The 18794-nt window shown below is 71.7% G+C and carries 16 protein-coding genes; 10 read left to right on the forward strand and 6 right to left on the reverse strand.

Annotated features, from left to right (window positions below):
• Positions 1-104: 104 nt before the first annotated feature.
• From VNR19_RS12405 to VNR19_RS12420, 4 genes are all read right to left on the reverse strand, one after another.
• The gene (locus tag VNR19_RS12405) at positions 105-926 is read right to left on the reverse strand and encodes a phosphatase PAP2 family protein (RefSeq protein ID WP_325727200.1); all 822 of its coding nucleotides are present in this window, start codon (positions 924-926) and stop codon (positions 105-107) included.
• 13 nt (positions 927-939) lie between these two features.
• The gene (locus tag VNR19_RS12410; RefSeq protein WP_325727202.1) at positions 940-2118 is read right to left on the reverse strand and encodes a glycosyltransferase; all 1179 of its coding nucleotides are present in this window, start codon (positions 2116-2118) and stop codon (positions 940-942) included.
• Between the two features lie 126 nt (positions 2119-2244).
• A complete protein-coding gene (locus VNR19_RS12415) occupies positions 2245-2874 on the reverse strand; it encodes a hypothetical protein (protein WP_325727204.1) in 630 nt (209 codons plus the stop codon).
• A 50-nt stretch (positions 2875-2924) separates the two neighbouring features.
• Complete coding sequence (locus VNR19_RS12420; protein ID WP_414684164.1) at positions 2925-4082, reverse strand: glycosyltransferase; 1158 nt, start codon at positions 4080-4082, stop codon at positions 2925-2927.
• Between the two features lie 118 nt (positions 4083-4200).
• On the opposite strand from VNR19_RS12420, the gene VNR19_RS12425 reads away from it, so the two are divergent.
• The 7 genes from VNR19_RS12425 to VNR19_RS12455 all read left to right on the forward strand — a co-directional run bounded on the left by VNR19_RS12425 (position 4201) and on the right by VNR19_RS12455 (position 13541).
• Positions 4201-5634, forward strand: a complete 1434-nt coding sequence (locus VNR19_RS12425; RefSeq protein WP_325727206.1) for a M1 family metallopeptidase — start codon at positions 4201-4203, stop codon at positions 5632-5634.
• Between the two features lie 109 nt (positions 5635-5743).
• Positions 5744-6007 (forward strand): glutaredoxin family protein, encoded by a 264-nt coding sequence (locus VNR19_RS12430; RefSeq protein WP_325727208.1) that lies wholly within the window; start codon positions 5744-5746, stop codon positions 6005-6007.
• Positions 6008-6151: 144 nt separating this feature from the next.
• Positions 6152-7054: a tryptophan 2,3-dioxygenase gene (kynA, locus tag VNR19_RS12435; protein ID WP_325727211.1), complete on the forward strand. Its 903-nt coding sequence runs from the start codon at positions 6152-6154 to the stop codon at positions 7052-7054.
• A gap of 5 nt (positions 7055-7059) precedes the next feature.
• Positions 7060-8031 (forward strand): amidohydrolase family protein, encoded by a 972-nt coding sequence (locus VNR19_RS12440; RefSeq protein WP_325727213.1) that lies wholly within the window; start codon positions 7060-7062, stop codon positions 8029-8031.
• Positions 8032-8188: 157 nt separating this feature from the next.
• Entirely contained in the window at positions 8189-9718 is a 1530-nt protein-coding gene (locus tag VNR19_RS12445) for an MFS transporter (RefSeq protein WP_325727215.1), read from the forward strand.
• A 248-nt stretch (positions 9719-9966) separates the two neighbouring features.
• On the forward strand, positions 9967-11865 hold the full coding sequence (locus tag VNR19_RS12450; protein WP_414684166.1) for an aldehyde dehydrogenase family protein: 1899 nt from the start codon (positions 9967-9969) through the stop codon (positions 11863-11865).
• Positions 11862-13541, forward strand: coding sequence for a GMC family oxidoreductase (locus tag VNR19_RS12455; RefSeq protein ID WP_325727219.1), 1680 nt, complete (start codon positions 11862-11864; stop codon positions 13539-13541). The genes VNR19_RS12450 and VNR19_RS12455 overlap by 4 nt, the downstream gene beginning before the upstream one ends.
• 45 nt (positions 13542-13586) lie before the next feature.
• On the opposite strand, the gene pip is transcribed toward VNR19_RS12455, so the two are convergent.
• Positions 13587-14573: a prolyl aminopeptidase gene (gene pip / locus VNR19_RS12460; protein WP_325727220.1), complete on the reverse strand. Its 987-nt coding sequence runs from the start codon at positions 14571-14573 to the stop codon at positions 13587-13589.
• Positions 14570-15436: a KPN_02809 family neutral zinc metallopeptidase gene (gene ypfJ / locus VNR19_RS12465; RefSeq protein ID WP_325727221.1), complete on the reverse strand. Its 867-nt coding sequence runs from the start codon at positions 15434-15436 to the stop codon at positions 14570-14572. The genes pip and ypfJ overlap by 4 nt, the downstream gene beginning before the upstream one ends.
• A 31-nt stretch (positions 15437-15467) precedes the next feature.
• Between ypfJ and VNR19_RS12470 the strand changes: the two genes are divergently transcribed.
• The 3 genes from VNR19_RS12470 to VNR19_RS12480 all read left to right on the forward strand — a co-directional run bounded on the left by VNR19_RS12470 (position 15468) and on the right by VNR19_RS12480 (position 18776).
• Complete coding sequence (locus tag VNR19_RS12470; protein WP_325727222.1) at positions 15468-16463, forward strand: malate dehydrogenase; 996 nt, start codon at positions 15468-15470, stop codon at positions 16461-16463.
• The gene (locus VNR19_RS12475; protein ID WP_325727224.1) at positions 16460-18211 is read left to right on the forward strand and encodes a cation:proton antiporter; all 1752 of its coding nucleotides are present in this window, start codon (positions 16460-16462) and stop codon (positions 18209-18211) included. The genes VNR19_RS12470 and VNR19_RS12475 overlap by 4 nt, the downstream gene beginning before the upstream one ends.
• Before the next feature lie 67 nt (positions 18212-18278).
• Positions 18279-18776: a recombinase family protein gene (locus VNR19_RS12480; RefSeq protein WP_325727226.1), complete on the forward strand. Its 498-nt coding sequence runs from the start codon at positions 18279-18281 to the stop codon at positions 18774-18776.
• The last annotated feature ends 18 nt before the right edge of the window (positions 18777-18794 follow it).

An 18794-nucleotide genomic window follows, 5' to 3' on the forward strand; every position in this document is an offset into this window, starting at 1 on the left:
GGCCCCACCGTCATGGCGGGGCCTCTTGCTCGGGCGGAGACCGCCACAGAGCGGCGCAACAGCAACCAGGTACAGGCTACACGTCGGCACCGCAAGGCCCACCTTCAGATGACCCGTGAGGAAACCCGGGAATCGGCCCGCCGCTCGCGCGACATCGGATGCTGCATCCGCACCACCACGGCGATCGCCGCCGCACAGCCCACGAAGCCCGCGGCGACGACCAGGTCGACGGGAACATTCGCCCCGAGCATCGCGACCCCGACGACGGTTCCGCCGGCGGCGGACGCGCCGAGCGCGCCGTACACCCAGCGATCCGGTCGCCGCCTCGGCCACGGGGCCACCACCGCGGTAATCGCGAACGCGAGCGCGCCGGCGAGGAGCACTCCCCCGAGGACGTCCGACAGGCGATGCGCGAACGACAGCAGGGACACCACCGCGACCGCTCCGCACGCGACCGCCAGCACGACGAGCGCGGTGCGGCCCATCCAGCGCGGGTTCAGCCATACGACGGCGACGACCGCGGCGAGAGCGGCGGCGGTGTGCCCGCTCGGGAAGGTGTTGTACGAGTAGGCGAAGTCGCCGAGGTCGGCCCGCTCCAGCAGCCAGCCCGCCTTGAACGCGAAGCTTGCGACGAGCGAGAGTCCGATGAGCACGACGGATGCCGCGACCGCCCGCCACGCGCGCCGCACGAGCGCCTCGACGCCCGCCACCGCCGCGACCACGAGCAGCGCACCCACGAGCCAGTCGCGCACGCCGTACGCGCGCACGAACGCATCGGAGCGGAGCGCGTCGAACGCTCCGAGCGTGGACGCGTCGAACCGCTGGCCGTTCTGCGTCCACAGAGCGACGACCGCGAGGAGGGCGAACGCCGAGCCGAACATCACCGCGAAAGCCGCCGGCGTCGACAGCTCTCTCACGGCCGTCACGAACGGCCTGCGGTCAGCGGTGATGGAGCTCCTCCTCGACGATCTGCCGGAGGCGTGCGATGAACCGCGCCTCAGAGAACGCGTCGGCATGGGATCGGATGTCGTCTTCGCGCCATTCCGCGCGAGTGAGCTCCTCGACCGCGCCCGCGATGTCGTCGACGGCGGGTGCTTCGAAGAAGACGCCGGTGTGGCCGGGGTCGACGGTGTCGAGGTAGCCGCCGTCGCGCAGTGCCGCGGTCGGCCGCCCGAACGCCGCGGCCTCGAGCGGGGAGAGCCCGAAGTCCTCGTACGACGCGGCGACGAGCCCCAGCGCGTTCGCGTAAAGCCATCGCAGCTGCTCGTCGGTGACGCGCCCCGCGAGGGTGGTCGAGCCGACGCGCTGCGCGAGCGCCTCGAGACGCCGCCTCTCGGGGCCGTCGCCCACGATCACGAGGTCGAGGTCGGGAATGCGCGCGACCGCATCGATCACGAGGTCGACGTTCTTGTAGGGCAGCAGTCGTGCGACGCACAGGACGAACGGACGGGTGACCCCGTCGACCGGTCGCGCCTCGCCGTCGCTCGACAGCACGGCGGGCGGCGGGGGCAGCACCTCAGCCTCGATGCCGTAGATCTGCGCCACGGCGCGCTGGATCACCGTCGAGTTCACGAGGTAGCGGTCGGCGGTGTGCGCGGCCTTCTGGTCCCACGCCCGCAGCGACGGCCCGAAGACGTCGGTCGCGGCCTTGACCGCTCGCGAACGCACGCCTCGCGAGCCCGCACCGGTGCCGGCGTAGCGGTCCGCCTGGTACAGCCACCGCGCCGGCGCATGGCAGTACACGACCTTGCGCCCCGACGTCGAGATGCCGTGCGCCCAGCCGCTCGAGCTCGCGAGCAGCACATCGGCCTCGACGTGCTGCGCCGACACGGCGTTCGCCAGGAAGGGCAGCGCGAGCCGGTGGTTGCGGCGCAGCACGCCCCACCGGTTGATCGGCATCGGCCGCACGTCGACGTCAGCGAACTCGGGGAACGTGCCCTCGGGGTGATACAGCGTCGTGTGAAGGGGGGCACCCGCGAAGGCGCGACTCATCGACAGTGCGACGCGCTCGGCACCGCCCCGCTGCGTGACGTAGTCGTGCGCGAGCGCGACGCCCTCGAGCGGGCTCTGCTCGGGGAACGCCCCGGCGGTGTGCGCAGATGTCGCATCGACAGCCATCGGAAGTCCCCGGTTCCCCATGTCACGCGACGAGAGTCGTCGCCGCCTCCACCCCCCGGCAAAGGCGCTCGGCACCGCACCGGCGCCGTTGTCGTGAATCATAGCGCGCGGGCGCGCGACGACGGATCAGGCGGATGCGGCGGCATCCGTCTCTCTGCTCCGGAACGGTGCGATGCACGCGAGGGAGAGCACGATCATGAGCCCCACGGCGAGCACGATGAGCCACGCCCCGCGCGGGTCGGTCGGCGGCAGTTCCGCGACCAGCGAGGGCGTCAGCGCGAAGCCGACCACCATCGCGACCCACACCGCGCCGCTGAGGGCTCTCACCCACACCGGTCCGCGCTGTCCCGCTGCGAAGCCGCCGAGCAGGCCGGTCGCGACCACGCCGATCGCGCCGCCGCCGAGGCCCGTCGTGAGCAGCGTCCAGAGGGCGCCGGGCTCGAGGAACGTCGTGATCGCCAGAGGAACGGGCGCGAACGCGAACCACGCGGACGCGCGACCGGCGTTGCTGCGCTGCCACGCGACGGCCAGCAGCGCGCCGGAGATCGCCCCGGGGATGAGGATCGCACCGAAGGTGCCCCACCAGCTGAACACCGTGGCGGAGCCGGCGAGCCCGACCATGTAGGCGCGCAGCGCGGCGGCCCACGTGATCCCGATCACAGCCCCGACGACCACGAGGCCGCCGGTCGAGGAGAGCAGGTCGACGGCGCCCTTGTGGCGCCGACGCTGCGCTGAGGCCATCTCGGTCCCGGCCATGGGTTCAGTGTGCTCCCGTCGGCCGGCGCGCGCCACCGGGACGCAGCGCGTCAGAGCTCGCCGGGAGACATCGCCTGCGCGTCGAGCTCCTCGACGAGCTGGCGCGCGCGGCTCGGCGCGAGGCCGGGCTTGCGGGGCGCGTAGACCACGAGCGAGTGGAAGACGAACCGCACGATGAACGCGACGACGAGCGTGATCGCGGTCGCGAGGACCGCCGAGAACTGCCACGACTCGACCATGAGCGCGATGATCGGGATGCGCACGAGCGCCTCGGCGTTGTTGAAGCTGAACGACTTCGCGAACCGCAGCCACCACGCCGAGGCCGATTCCCGCATGTCGTGGAAGACGAAGCGCTCCTGGAGGAGGAAGTTGCCGATGATCGTCGTCTCGGCCGCGACGATCGCGGCGATGATGTACCCGACGCCGAGTTGCGTGAGCGCCCACACGATCGCGACGTTCGCGATCGCCCCGAGCCCGCCGATCACGGCGAAGAGCGACATCTTGCCGAAGCGCAGCGCGGTGAGCTGCGACAGGAAGTGCAGACCTTGACGGATCGACGCCTTCGACTCACCCGCGTGGCGATCGGCGAAGTCGAACGGCACCTCGGCGACGCGCATCGAGCGGCGCGCGAGGATCTCGAGCAGGATCTTGAAGCCCCGCGGCCGCAGGAGCGCCTGGTCGACGCTGCGCCGGTCGATGAGGAAGAAGCCCGTCATGGGGTCCGACACGTCGCGCAGCTTGATCGGGAACATCGCGCGCGTGAGCGCGGTCGACGCCTTCGACACGAGCACGCGCGTGCGGTCGGCGAGCCCGTGCGAAGTGCCGCCGCCCGCGTAGCGCGACGCGATGACGATGTCCACGTCGCCGCGCTGGAACCGCTCGTAGAGCGCCGGAATCGTCTCGGGCGGATGCTGCAGGTCGCCGTCGATCACGATGCACGCGTCCGCCTCGGCGGCCGCGAATCCCTCGAGCACGGCACCGCCGAGACCGCCCGTGCGCTCCTCCCGATGGATCAGACGCACAGGGATCGACGCGGATGCCGCCACCGTCCGCACCACGTCGGGGGTGTCATCCGTGCTGTCGTCGACGAACACGATCTCGGCCTCGATGCCCTCCACCGCCTTCGTGACACGGCGGACGAGCTCCTCGACGTTGGGAGCCTCGTTGTAGGTGGGGACGATGACCGAAAGCTGCACTGTGGCACCCATCGTCGCACGCGACCGTCGGGGCGGCGAAGCCCGGCGGCATCCGTCACCCCGTTGTCACGAGCCTGAAACGCGAGCAATCTAGCGTCACCTCGAACCCCCGAGGTGTCAGGAGGATGACGTGTCCAGACGGATGTATCGCAGTGCTCTCGTGATCGGCGGCATCGTGGCCGCCGCGGCCCTCGTCGGCTCGACGGCGGCCTCCGCGGCACCCGGGCGACCGGGTGAGCCGCGCTACGGAGCCGGAGCCGAGGGCGCCGGCGACCCGTACTTCCCGCTCGCGGGCAACGGCGGCATCGACGTGCTGCACTACGACCTCGACCTCGACTACACACCGCCCGCGGCCGAACCCGCTCCCCTCGAGGGGCAGCTGTCGGGCGTCGCGACGATCGAGCTCGTGGCGACGCAGGACCTCGACCGGTTCAACCTCGATCTGCGCGGCCTGACCGCGTCGTCGGTCGTCGTGGGCAAGAAGAGCATGTCGTTCACGCAGACCGACAACGAGCTGGTCATCACGCCCCGCCCGAAGCTCAAGACGGGCCAGTCGACGACGGTCGTCGTCACCTACGGCGGCACGACGACCGAGCCGACCGACATCGAGGGCGCCCTCTACGGCTGGGTCACGACGCGCGACGGGGCGATGGTCGTGAGCGAGCCCGACGGCTCGGCGACGTGGTTCCCGGTGAACGACCACCCCACCGACAAGGCCACGTACTCGTTCGAGATCACGGTGCCCGAGGGCTTGACGGCCGTCGCGAACGGCGTGCTCGCCGGGTCCGAGACAGCCGGCGGCAAGACGACGTGGACGTGGGACGCGCCCGACCCGATGGCCGCGTACCTCGCGACGGCGACGGTCGGCGAGTTCCGGCTCGAGCAGTACACGGCCGCCAACGGCACGCCGATCATCGACGCGATCGACGTGACGCGCACGCCGAGCCAGGTCGCCGCGCTCGCGCTCACGGGGGACATGCTCTCGTTCTTCGAGGAGCGCTACGGCCCGTACCCGTTCGTGTCGTACGGCGCGATCGTCGACGACGACTCCGTGGGCTATGCGCTCGAGACGCAGACGCGCTCCTTCTTCTCGCGCAACGCGAGCGAGGGCACCGTCGCGCACGAGCTCGCCCACCAGTGGATGGGCGACCACGTGAGCCCCGCGCGCTGGGCGGACATCTGGCTCAACGAGGGCTGGGCGACGTACTCGTCGTGGATCTGGCTCGAGCACCGTGGCCAGTCGACCGCGCAGGCCCGCTTCCAGCAGGTCATGAACCGCGCTCCGGGCTCGTCCACGTGGAACACGGTCGTGGCCGACCCGGGCCCGCTCGGCATCTTCGGCACGCCGGTCTACGACCGCGGCGCCGCGACGCTGCACGCCCTGCGGGTGAAGATCGGAGACACCGCGTTCTTCGACCTCGCCACGGAGTGGGTCGCCCGCTTCGGCGGCGGCACGGCGACCACCGCCGACTTCATCGCCCTCGCCGAGGAGATCTCGGGGCAGGATCTCGCGGACTTCTTCGACGTGTGGGTCTACCAGCCGCCCAAGCCGACGGCGTGGTGATCGCTGACTGAGCAGGGCCGTCGCGGTGTCACGGATGCCGCGGCGGCCCTCTCAGTCGTCGGGAGAGCCGTCCGGGCGATGCCCAGCATGCATCCGGGAGAATGGATGCATGACTTCCCCCGCCTCGTCCACGATCACGATGTTCGGCGCCGACTGGTGCCGCGACTGCGTCCGCACCAAGAAGCAGCTCGACGAGCTCGGCATCGACTACACCTACATCGATCTCGTGGCCGAGCCGGCCGCCGCCGACGTCGCCCGCGAGATCTCGGGCCGCACGAACATCCCCGTCGTCGTCTACCCCGACGCGTCGCACCACGTCGAGCCGTCGAACGCCGACGTCGAGACGAAGCTCCGCGAGCTCTCCCTCATCTGACGCCCGCTCCGGCCGTCGAGCGAGGGCCGCAGGCCCCCTCCCCCCGGGTCGTCGAGCGAGGGCCGCAGGCCCCTCCCCCCCCCGGTCGTTGAGCGAGGGCCGCAGGCCCGAGACGAAACGCCCCCGCCCCCATAGGCTGACCCTGTGAGCGATGGGGTCGAACGCAACACCCGGGCGATCGAAGGGTCGGTCGTCACCGACTTCACCGACCGCATGAGCTACGGGGGCTACCTCCAGCTCGACACGCTGCTTTCCGCGCAGCATCCGCTCAGCGACCCCGAGCACCACGACGAGCTGCTGTTCATCATCCAGCACCAGACCACGGAGCTGTGGCTCAAGCTCGTGCTGCATGAGCTCGGCGCCGCGCGCCGCTTCCTGCGCGAGGATCAGCTCGCTCCCGCGCTCAAGTCCATCGCGCGGGTCAAGCACATCCAGAAGACGCTCACCGAGCAGTGGTCGGTGCTCGCGACGCTGACGCCCGCCGAGTACGTGCAGTTCCGCGGCGTGCTGGGCCATGCGAGCGGCTTCCAGTCCGCGCAATACCGCGCGGTCGAGTTCACGCTCGGCAACAAGAACGCCGCGATGCTGCGCGTGTTCGAAGCGGATGCCGCCGCCTACGAGCTCGTCCGTGCGGCGCTCGAGGCGCCGAGCCTCTACGACGAGTTCCTGAGGCTGCTCGCGCGCACCGGGTACCCGATCCCGCAGGCCGTGCTGGAGCGCGACGTCACGAAGGCGTGGGAGTACAGCCCCGAGCTCGTGCCCGTGTTCGCGGCGATCTACGACGACCCGCAGACGCACTGGGCCGCGTACGAGACGTGCGAAGAGCTCGTCGACCTCGAGGACGACTTCCAGCTGTGGCGCTTCCGTCACCTCAAGACCGTCGAGCGCATCATCGGCCTCAAGAAGGGCACGGGCGGGTCGAGCGGCGTCCCGTTCCTCCGCCGCGCGCTCGAGCTCACGTTCTTCCCCGAGCTCTACGCGGTACGCACCGAGCTGCGCGAGCCCGCGCGAGCCTCCGATCCGACGCCCTCCCCGACCGACGGGTGACGCGGATGCTGCACCTCGACCCCTTCGCGCTCCGCGAGCTTCTCGGCCCCGACGCCGCCCCCGCCCGCCGTGCGATCACGGGCGAGCAGGGCGTCGCGCTGCCGCCGCTGGTCAACCATCACGTGCACCTGCATCTGTTCGACCCGGCGCCGCTCGCGGAGCACGGCGTCGCCGCGGTCGTCGACCTGGGTGGCGACCCGGTCGCTCTCGCACGCCGCCACGCGGACGGCATCCCGCGCGTGGCATACGCCGGGGCGTTCCTCACCGCGCCGGGCGGCTACCCCGTGGGGCGCTCGTGGGCGCCGGACGCGATCTCTCGCGAAGTGCGCTCGACGTCGACGCTCGCCGGGGCGCCGGGCGGCGCCCGCACCGCCGTCGACGAGCAGGCGGGGTTCGGCGCATCCGTGATCAAGGTGTCGCTCAACGCGACCGCCGGCCCCGTCTTCGGCGACGACGTGCTCGCCGCCATCGTCGCCGCGGCCCGTGAGCACGAGCTGCCCGTCGTCGCGCACGTCGAGGGCGAGGGCATGGCGGCGCGCGCGATCGCGGCGGGCGCCGACGTGCTCGCGCACGCGCCCTTCAGCGAGCCGCTCGACGACGAGCTCGTCGCCGCGGCGGTCGCGCAGGGGCAGCGCTGGATCTCGACGCTGTGCATCCACGGCCCGGTCGATCGCGAGGTGGCGGTCGACAACGTCGCACGGTTCGCGGCCGCGGGAGGACGCGTGCTCTACGGCACCGATCTCGGCAACGGCGATCAGCCGATCGGCGTCGACGCCGACGAGCTCGCGCTGCTCGACGCGACAGGGGTGGGCGGCGCGGCGCTCCTTGCGACCCTCACCGACCCGTGGCCGCGCGACGAGCGGATCGACGGCGTGCTGACGTTCGTCCCGGGGCCGGCGCCGACCGAGGCGGCGCACGTGCCCGCGTGGCTCGCGGGTGCGACCGTCGTGCCTGAGGAGGAGCTCATCCGCGAGTGATCCCGCCGGTGAAGGAGCCGGCTCGCGCGTTCCCGGGGGTAGGACATGATCCGAGGGTAGGACGATTCCGCCGGATGCGTCCTGCGCCCCGACCATCTCCTACGCCCGCATCCACATCCGATCCGCACGGGCACCCTCTCCCGCTTACACTGGCGCGATGAGCAACGACGCTCGCCGCTCACCCGAAGCGGCATCCGCAGCATCCGCGTCGCCTCCGGCCGACGCGGATGCGCCCCGCGACCGCCTGTCGGCGGGGACGATCGCCCAGTACGCCGTCGGCTCGATCGGCACCGGCGGGTTCGGCACCCTGCCGGGTCTCGTGCTCACCTACTACCTGACCGACAACCTCGGTGTGACGGCCCTCCTCGCGGGCGTGATCGTCACGGTGTCGAAGGTGTGGGACGTCGTCATCGACCCCGTGATCGGCTCCCTCACCGACCGCGATCTCGCCAAGCGCGGCACGCGACGCCGCCTCATGCTCATCGGGGCGCTCTCGCTGCCGGTGCTGTTCGCGCTGACGTTCGCGGTGCCGCCGTCGCTCGGCCCCGTGATCGGCGCGCTGTGGGTGCTCGTCGCGTTCCTGCTGACCGCGACCGCGTTCAGCCTGTTCCAGGTGCCGTACATCGCGCTCCCTGCCGAGCTCACAGACAGTTACGACGCGCGCACGCGCCTCCTCACATGGCGCGTCGTCGTGCTCACGTTCGCGATCCTGCTGTTCGGCGCGGGCGGGCCCTTGCTGCGCGGCATCACGGGCGACCCGACCACCGGCTACCTCATGATGGGCATCGTCTCGGGCGTCGTGATCGGGCTGGGCATGCTCGTCGCGACCGGATCGGCTCGGCGTGCGGTGGTCCGCAATCGGCGGACGATCACGGATGCCGGCACCGCCGTCGCGGAGACGGCGGACGCGATCGGCGAAGCGGTCACGGGCGACTCCCTGCCCGACCCCGCCGATACCGAGACGATCGTCGCCGGGGGTCCAGGCGAGAGTGGGGTGCAGGCGACGTTCCGGGCGGCGGCATCCGCCCTCCGCCGCAGTCAGCCCTTCCGCGCGCTGCTCACGACCTTCTTCCTGCAGGCCCTGGCAACCGGGCTCATGCTCGCCGGCGCCCAGTACCTCGCGACGTGGGTCATGCGCTCGGAGGACGCGGTCACCCTGCTCTTCGTCGCACTCATCGCGCCCGCGCTGCTCGCCGCCCCCGCGTGGGGCTGGGTCGCGGCGCGCATCGGCAAGGAGCGCGCGTTCGCGATCGCGAGCGTCGTGTTCGCGATCGCCGCTCTCTCGACCGCCGCGGCGCTGTGGGCTCCGGGTTCCTGGCTGTACGGCGCGGTCGCCCTCGCGGGGGTCGCGTACGCGGCCATGCAGTCGCTTCCGATGGCGATGCTCCCCGACGTCATCGCGCACGACGCGGCGACCCACGGGCACGGCCGCGCGGGTGCGTTCGGCGGCGTGTGGACCGCGGGCGAGACGACGGGCTTCGGACTCGGCGCGACGGTGCTGTCGATCGTGCTCGCCGCGACGGGCTACATCTCCAGCACCGCATCCGAGTCGGTGACGCAGCCGGATGCCGCGATCGCCGGCATCGTCCTGAGCTTCAGCCTCATCCCGGCGGCGCTCATCGCCGTGAGTCTCGGGAGCCTCGCGCGGTACCGCCTGCGGCGGGTCGACATCGACGGGGCGGCGTAGCGCGCGGCATCCGCTCGCTGCGACCTCCACGCCCCTCTTCGGCGAGTCGCCACGAAATGCCGTCTCTCCCCGCAGAACCTGGCGACTCGCCAGAAAGGGATCGCCCGCACGCGAGCCCGCACACCCCGCGCACGCGCCCGACCCCCCCCGACCGCCCGCCCCCCCCCGCACGCCCCCGCACGCCCGCGACTCTCGGCGAGTCGCCACGAAGGGCAACACCACACAGCATTTCGTGGCGACACGCCAGAATGCGGCGCGGCGTCGCCCACGTAGGCTTGACGACACCCACCCGAAGGAGTGCACCGGTGCCTACCGCGAAGACGACGACGAAGCCGCCTCGTGGCGCGAAGGCTGCGCTTGCGGCACCCGATCCCGTCCTCGACCAGATCGAGGCCGACCTCGACGCGCTCGAGCGCGGAGCGGCCGCGTGGGCGCACGTCACGCGCGAACAGCGCGCACGCCTCATGAAGGCGCTCCACGCGACCGTGTCGGCGGTCGCCGAGGAGTGGGCCGACACGGCGTCGACATCGAAGGGCTTGGAGCCCGGGCATCCGCTTCGCGGTGAGGAATGGCTCTCGGGACCGTACGCCGTCCTCGTCGCCGTCGACGCGTATCGCGCGACGCTCGAGAAGCTCGCGGCGGACCTCAGCCCGCTCGACGGAGTGAAGACGGATGCCGCGCCCGGCGGCCGCGTGCGCGCGCACGTGTTCCCGCAGAACCCCGTCGACGCGCTGCTGCTGTCGGGCTTCACCGGCGAGGTGTGGTTTCAGCCCGGCGTGACCGAAGACGAAGCGCGGCGCACCGCAGGACTCGCTCAGCTGCATCCGACGACCCCCGGAGGGATCGGGCTCGTGCTCGGCGCGGGGAACGTGACCTCGATCCCGGTGCTCGACGTCCTGTACGAGCTGCTCGCGCACAACCGGGTCGTGATCCTCAAGATCAACCCGACGCAGGACCCGCTCCTGTCGGTGTTCCAGCGCGCGCTCGCACCGCTCATCGAGCCGGGGTTCCTGCGGATCGTGGCAGGCGGCGGCAGCGTCGGCGCGGCCCTCACGACGAACCGGCGCGTCGCGCACGTGCACATCACGGGAGCCGCCGCGACATTCGACGCGATCGTGTGGGGTCCAGGCACCGGGGGGACAAGCTCGGGGACCGCCGGCGCGAGCGCGCGGCGCCGACGCGAGAACCGGCCGCTCCTGAAGAAGCCGATCACGGCCGAGCTCGGCGGGGTGTCGCCGATCATCGTCGTGCCGGGCCGCTGGACGAAGGCGGACCTGCGCTTCCAGGCCGAGCACGTCGCGACGATGAGGCTGCAGAACAGCGGGCACAACTGCATCGCGGGGCAGGTCGTCATCGTGAGCTCCGACTGGCCGCAGCGCGAGGCGTTCCTCGGTGAGCTGCGCGCCGCGTACGACCGCGCCCCGGAGCGGCCGGTGTGGTACCCGCGCAGCGACGAGAAGCTGGACGCCGCGGCATCCGCCCACCCGTCGGCCCGGTGGAACGCATCGCGCACGCGCGTGATCGTCGAAGCGGATGCCGCGAGCGCCGCCGACCTCGAGACGACCGAGTACTTCTCGCCCGTGCTCGGGGTGGTGTCGCTGCGCGGCAACGGGCAGGAGTTCCTCGACGCGGCGGTCGAGTACGCGAACGAGAGGCTCGCGGGCACGCTCGGTGCGAACGTGCTCATCGACCCGGCGACGATGGACGCGCTCGGCGACGGGGTCGAGCGGGCGATCGCCGACCTGCGCTACGGCTCGATCGCGATCAACGCGTGGACCGCTTTCGGTTTCCTGACCCCGACGCTCACGTGGGGCGCGTTCCCCGGATCGACCCCCGCCGATGTGGAGAGCGGCATCGGCGTCGTGCACAACGCGCTGCTGCTCGACCGCGTCGAGCGCTCGGTTGTGCGCGGGCCGTTCCGCCCGTTCCCCCGCTCGGTGCCGCTCATGATCCGGTCCCTGAGCCCGTCCCGGCTCCTGGGCCGGTCCCGGCGCCTGAGCCCGGCGAAGGGCACGGTGCTGCCGAAGCCCCCGTGGTTCGTGACGGCGCGCACCGGAGCGACCGTGAGCGAGGGCTTCACGCGGTTCCGCATGGACGGCGACTGGGTGCGCCTCGCGGGCACTCTCGTGCAGGCGTTCCGCGCATGAGCGCGCGACGCGGAGGCGCCATCGAGGCGGCGGACTACATCCTGGTGGGCGCCGGCTCGGCGGGCGCCGCCCTCGCCGCACGGCTCAGCGAGGACCCGTCGGTGTCGGTGCTCCTGCTCGAGGCCGGGCCGCCCGACACGGCGTTGGAGCTGCACGTGCCGGCGGCGTTCTCGAAGCTCTTCCGCGGTCGGTACGACTGGAACTACGACACCGTCCCGCAGCCGGCGCTCGAGAACCGCACGATCTACTGGCCGCGCGGCAAGACCCTCGGCGGCTCGTCGTCGCTCAACGCGATGATGTGGATCCGCGGGTTCGCGGCGGACTACGACGAATGGGCGGATGCCGCGGGGCCGACGTGGTCGTGGGACGCCCTGGTCCCCTACTTCCGTCGCGTGGAGCGCACACAGGGCGCGGTCGACGCGACGCAGGGGACGAGCGGAGCGGTCTCGGTCGAGCGGCAGCGGGATCCGCGCCCGCACACGGCGGCCTTCCTCGACGCGGCGCGCGAGCTCGGGCATCCGGTCACCGCCGCCAACCTGCCGTCGCAACAGGGCTTCTCGCAGACGATGGTCACGCAGCGGCGCGGGGCGCGCGCGTCGACCGCGGACGCGTACCTGCGCCCGGCGAGGCGTCGGAGGAATCTGCGCGTCGTGACGAACGCGCTCGTGCGGCGGGTCACCTTCTCGCGACCGGGCGACGGCAGCCCGGCCGCTGAGCGGGCGAAGCGAGACGAAGCGCCCCGCACCACCGGCGTGTACGTCGACGTCGAGGGCACGACGCGACACGTCGCCGCGCGACGCGAGGTCATCCTGTGCGGCGGCACGATCAACACGCCGCAGCTGCTCATGCTGAGCGGCATCGGGCCGTCCGAGCACCTCGCCGAGCACGGCATCCGCACCGTCGTCGACGCGCCCGAGGTGGGCTCGAACCTTCAGGATCACCTCGTGTCGGGACTCGCGCCCGCCGCGCACGGCGGGACGCTGTACGGCGCCGAGAAGCCCGGCGAGCTCGGCCGCTACCTCGCGACGCGGCGCGGCATGCTCACGTCGAACGTCGCCGAGGCGTACGGGTTCGTGCGCACGCCGCTCGCCGAGCGCGCGGGCGTGCCCGACGAGCTGCCCGACATCGAGATCATCTTCGCCGCCGCCCCGTACGTCGGCGAAGGTCTCGTCCCGCTGCCCGCCGAGGGCATCACGGTCGCGGCGATCCTCCTGCGCCCGCACAGTCGCGGCACCATCCGCCTCGCATCGGCGGACCCGACCGCTGCGGCGGTCATCGACCCGGGCTACCTCACCGACCCCGACGGCATCGACGAGCAGACTCTCCTCGCGGGCCTCGCGGAGTGCGAGCGCCTCATCGACACCGAAGCTCTCCGCGCCGTCACGACGGGCGGCTGGGTGCAGCCCGAGGGCGGCGAGAAGATGACCGCGGCCGAGCGTGCCGAGCTTTCGCTGCGCCGCTACTCGCACACGCTGTACCACCCGGTGGGCACGGCGCGGATGGGCACGGATGCGGCCGCCCCCGTCGACCCGGAGCTGCGCGTCCGCGGCGTCGAGGGCCTTCGCGTGGCGGACGCCTCGGTCATGCCGACGGTCATCCGCGGGCACACGAACGCCCCGGCGATCGTGATCGGCGAGGTCGCGGCAGACCTCATCCGGGGCGCGCGCTCCGCCTGACGTCCCGGGTCTCGCGGCGGGAGTCCCGGTTTGGGGCTCTGTGCGCTACTCGACCGGCGAGAGCTCCTGGGCGAAGCGGTCGGTCGCGGCCCGCAGCGCACGCGCGATGCCGGGCTCGCTCGCGAGGTGCGACGCATCCGGAACGATCGTGAGGTCCGCCTCGGGCCACGCGCGATGAAGGTCCCACGCGGTCATCGGGGGCGCGCACACGTCGTAGCGCCCCTGCACGATCGCGGCGGGAAGGTGCCGGATCACGTCGACGCGCGCGATGAGCTGCCCCTCTTCGAGCCATCCGCGGTGCATGAAGTAGTGATTCTGCAGCCGCGCGAAGACGACCGCAGGCCGTGGCTGCGTGAGACTCGCGAGGACTTCCGGATGCGGCAGCAGGCTGCCCATCGCAGTGCTCCACCGCGTCCACGCGATGGCGGCCGGCACGTGCACCGCCGGGTCGGGGTCGAACAGGCGCCGGTGGTACGCCTCGATCATGCGGGCGCGCTCGAGCACGGGGATCGGCGCGATGAACTCCTCCCACAGGTCGGGGTAGATCACGGCGGCGCCGCCCTCGTACAGCCACTCGATCTCGTGGCGGCGCAGCGTGAAGACGCCGCGCAGCACGAGCTCGCTGACCGCGTCGGGGTGCGCCTCCGCGTACGCGAGCGCGAGCGCGGCGCCCCACGATCCGCCGAACAGCTGCCATTTCGAGATGCCGAGGTTTCGGCGCAGCAGCTCGAGATCCGCGACGAGGTGCCACGTCGTGTTGTGGCGCAGGTCGACGTCGGGCTCGGCTGCCGACGGAGTGCTGCGCCCCGTGCCGCGCTGGTCGAGTTGGATGATGCGGTAGCGGTCCTTGTCGAAGAACCGGCGGTACCACGGGCGGGATCCGGCTCCGGGACCCCCGTGGAGCACGACGACGGGCTTGCCGTCAGGATTGCCGCTCTGCTCCCAATGCACGCGCTGACCATCCCCCACGATCAGCGATCCCGTTTCGTAAGGCTTGGTCGGCGGGTAGAGAATCCCGTCGAGTTCCGTCATAAGCTGCCCCCCGGCACCGCGAACGTATCACAAGCCTCAACACCTCCCTGGTAGCCCGCGGCGAACCAGCGCTGACGGTGTTCGCTCGATCCGTGGGTCCAGCTCTCGGGGTTGACGAACCCGCCGGACTGCTGCTGGATGTGGTCGTCGCCGACGGCGGATGCCGCGCCCAGCGCGTCCTGGAGCTGCTGCGCCGTCGGCTCGCGCATGAACGGCACGCCGTTCTCGTCGACCTGCTGGGTCATGTCCTGCACCCATGCGCCCGCGAAGCAGTCGGCCTGCAGCTCCATGCGCACGCCGTTGCTGTCGGGGCCGGTCCCGTTGTTCGGGTGCGCGTTCATGATTCCCGTGATGTTCTGCACGTGATGCCCGTACTCATGCGCGAGCACGTACAGCTGCGCGAGCGGGCCCGCGCTCGCGTCGAACCGATCGCGCAGGAGCGAGAAGAAGGTGGGGTCGACATAGACCGTCTCTTCGGGCGGGCAGTAGAAGGGACCGGTCTGGTTCGACGCGGTGCCGCACTGCGTCGACGTCGAGCCGTCGACGATGATGAGGTCGGGCGGACGGTAGCCCTGCACCTGACCCTCCCAGTACTGATCGAGGTTCAGCGAGGCCGCGGCGAGGCGGCAGTCGTCGCGGGCGTTCGCGTCGGCGCCCGTCTCGCACTGCTGGATCTCCGACTCCTGCCCGGCCCCGATGGGTGCCGCTCCGCCGCCGAGGAGGCTCGAGAAGTCGCCACCCGTGAACAGGCTCAGCAGCAGCACCGCGATGGCGCCGATGCCGCCGATGCCCCCCGCCGCGATCGCGCCCCCGCGGCGCCTGGCCCGGTTGCCGCCCACGCTCGCGTTGTCGTTGAACGTCATGGCGTCACCGTACCGGGCATAGGCTCGTTGCATGGACCCCTTGACCGTGACGCTCACGGGTGCAGGAGGCCAGATCGGGTACGCACTCCTCTTCCGCATCGCCGCGGGCGACATGCTCGGCGAGCGGCCCGTGCGTCTCCGGCTCCTCGAGATCCCGCAGGGCCTGCGCAGCGCCGAGGGCGCCGTGCTCGAACTGCAGGACTGCGCCTTTCCGCTGCTCGACGACGTCGAACTCACCGACGACCCCTTCGTCGCGTTCGACGGATGCGAGATCGCCCTTCTCGTCGGCGCGCGCCCGCGCGGGCCGGGCATGGAGCGCGCCGACCTGCTGGCCGCCAACGCCGGCATCTTCGGACCGCAGGGCGCGGCGCTCAACGGCGTCGCCTCCGACGACGTGCGGATCGTCGTGGTGGGCAACCCCGCCAACACGAACGCACTCGTGCTCGCGGCATCCGCCCCCGACATCCCACGCGATCGGATCACCGCGCTCACGCGCCTCGACCACGATCGCGCGATCGGGCAGCTGTCGGAGGCGCTCGACGTGAAGGCGGGCGACATCGACCGCATGACGGTGTGGGGCAACCACTCCGTCACGCAGTTCCCCGACGTGACGTACGCGACCGCCGCAGGACGACCCGTTCCCGAGCTGCTGGCCGAGAGATTCGGCGGCACGGATGCGGCGACCCGCTGGCTCGACGAAGAGTTCGTGCCGCGCGTGGCCAAGCGCGGGCAGGAGATCATCGAGGTGCGAGGCTCCTCGTCGGTGGCATCCGCCGCGAACGCGACGATCCAGCATGTGCGCGACGAGCAGTTCGGCACGGAGTGGACCTCGGCGGCCGTCGTGTCGCGCGGGGAGTACGGCGTTCCGGAGGGGCTCGTGTGCTCGTTCCCCGTCTCGTCCGACGGCTCGGGCTATCGCGTGATCGAAGGCCTCGATCTCGACGAGCGCGCCCGCGAGCGCCTCGACCGGTCGGTGGCCGAACTCGTCGCCGAGCGCGACGCCGTGGCCGCGTGGGGGGTCGTGTGATCGAAGACCCCCTCGCCCTCGCCATCCTCGCGATCGTCGTCATCTCGGTCGCGACCGCCATCGCCCCCAAGGTCCGCATCGCAGGCCCGCTGATCCTCGTCATGGTCGGGATCGTGGTGAGCCTGCTGCCTTTCGTGCCTCCCGTGGAGGTCGATCCCGAGTTCATCATCGTCGGAGTGCTGCCGCCCCTGCTCTACTCGGCGGCCGTCAACCTCCCCGCGGTCGAGTTCCGCCGCGACTTCGGGCCCGTCGTGGGACTGGCCGTGATCCTCGTCGTGCTGAGCGCCCTCGCCCTCGCGTTCTTCTTCCAGGCGGTCCTTCCGTCTCTCGACTTCATGCTCGCCCTCGCGCTGGGCGCGATCCTCAGTCCCACCGACGCCGTCGCGACCTCGATCGTCAAACGCCTGGGCATATCGAGTCGCGTCGTCACCCTGCTCGAGGGCGAGAGCCTGCTCAACGACGCGACGTCGCTCGTGGTGCTGCGCACCGCGGTCGCGGCATCCGCCGTCGGCGCATCGACCGTCGTGCAGGAGGTCGAAGGCGTCGCGCGACCCGGCTTCATCGGCGCCTTCGTGTGGGGCGTCATCGCGGCGCTCATCGTCGGCGGGATCATCGGGTGGATCAACCTGCGCGTGCGCGCGCTGATCTCGAACCCGGCCGCCAACACCGCGATCGGGTTCGTCGTCCCGTTCGCGGCGTATCTGCCGACCGAGCAGCTCGGCGGCTCCGGCCTCGTCGCCGCCGTCGTCGCCGGCATCGTGACCGGGCAGGGTTCCGCGCGGTGGTTCACGCCCGACCAGCGCCTGTCCGACAAGGTCAACTGGCGCACCGTCGAACTCGTGCTCGAGGGCGCGGTGTTCCTCGTGATGGGCCTCGAGCTCAAGGAGATCGTGCGCGCGAACGGCGAGAGCGAGGAGGGCATCTGGCACGGCGTGTGGCTGGCCGCCGTCGCCCTCGCGATCGTGCTCGTCGTGCGGACGGCGTACGTCACGTTCATCGTGTGGCTGCAGTCGAGACGCGCACGCGTACGCCAGCGCAAGCTCGGCGAGATCGAGAGGCGACTGAACCACGTCGCCGCCGAGCCGTCGAGAGGGTCGGCGCGCGGCAGACGCAACCCCGAGCACGTCGAGCGACGCATGGACCTCCTGCGGCGCCGCGTACGGACCACACTCGCCGACATCGACTACTACAACGCGTCGCCGCTCGGCTGGAAGCACGGCACCGTCATCGTGTGGGCCGGCATGCGCGGCGTCGTGACGCTCGCCGCGGCGCAGACGCTCCCCCACGACACGCCCGAGCGTGCCCTCCTCGTCTTCGTGGCGTTCCTCGTGGCGGTGGGGAGTCTCATGCTGCAGGGCTTCACGCTTCCGGCGCTCGTGCGGGTGCTGCGCATCGACCCGCCCGACGAGTCTCTCGACCGCGCGCAGCAGAAGCGCCTCGACGCCGAGCTGCGGACGGCGGCGGCATCCGCGTTGGCTGAGACGACTCACCGGCAAGACGGCACGCCGTATCCTGGCGAGCTCACGGCGCGGGTCGGAGAGCGCCTCACGCGACCGCCCGAGGACGACGAGACCGGGCTCACGCGCGATCTGCTCGAGCTGCGGATCACGATGATCGAGGCGATGCGGGCGCGACTGGTCGAGCTCAGCTCGGGCGGCGAGTTCAGCTCGGAGACCCTGCGCCACGCGCTCGCCGAGCTCGATGCCGATCAGCTGAGCCTCGAGCTGCGGCTGCGCGGAGAGGAGTAGCTGCGGGGCCTCGCTTTCTGACGAGCCGCCGGGAGAGGGCACAATGGACGTCAGGGAAGGCGGCCATATGAGCGACCTCAGCACACAGGAACCCTCCGCGACCGCGCGGCCGGGTGCGGACGATGCTGCGTCCGACGTGAGCGCCGACACGAGCCCGCTGCACCTGCCGCACGAAGCGGCCGAGTGCCCCAAGTGCTTCACCGAGCTGCAGCGCGACCGCAACTGGTGGCAGGCGCGGCCCGCCGGCTCGCGGCTCGTCGGGCTCGTCGTCGCGCGCGAGGACATGCCGTCGGTCGTCGAGCAGCGCGAGCTGCTCACGCACTTCGGCGTGCCGATCGAGGGGTTCCGCCACCCTGCGCCCGAGACCCTGGAGACGTGGGAGGAGCGGCTCGTCCGCCTGTTCGGGCACCTCAGCCGCGGCGATGTGCTCGTCGTCGCGAATGTGCACGCGCTCGGCCGCGACATCGACGAGGAGACCCGCACGGTCGCCGAGCTGCACCGGCGGGGCGTCGTCGTGAAGGTCGTCACCCACGGGGCGCGCCACCTCGCCGACACCGGGCGCTGAATCACCCAGACGCGACAG

The sequence above is a fragment of the Microbacterium sp. genome (genome assembly GCF_035556355.1).
Classification (GTDB): domain Bacteria; phylum Actinomycetota; class Actinomycetes; order Actinomycetales; family Microbacteriaceae; genus Microbacterium.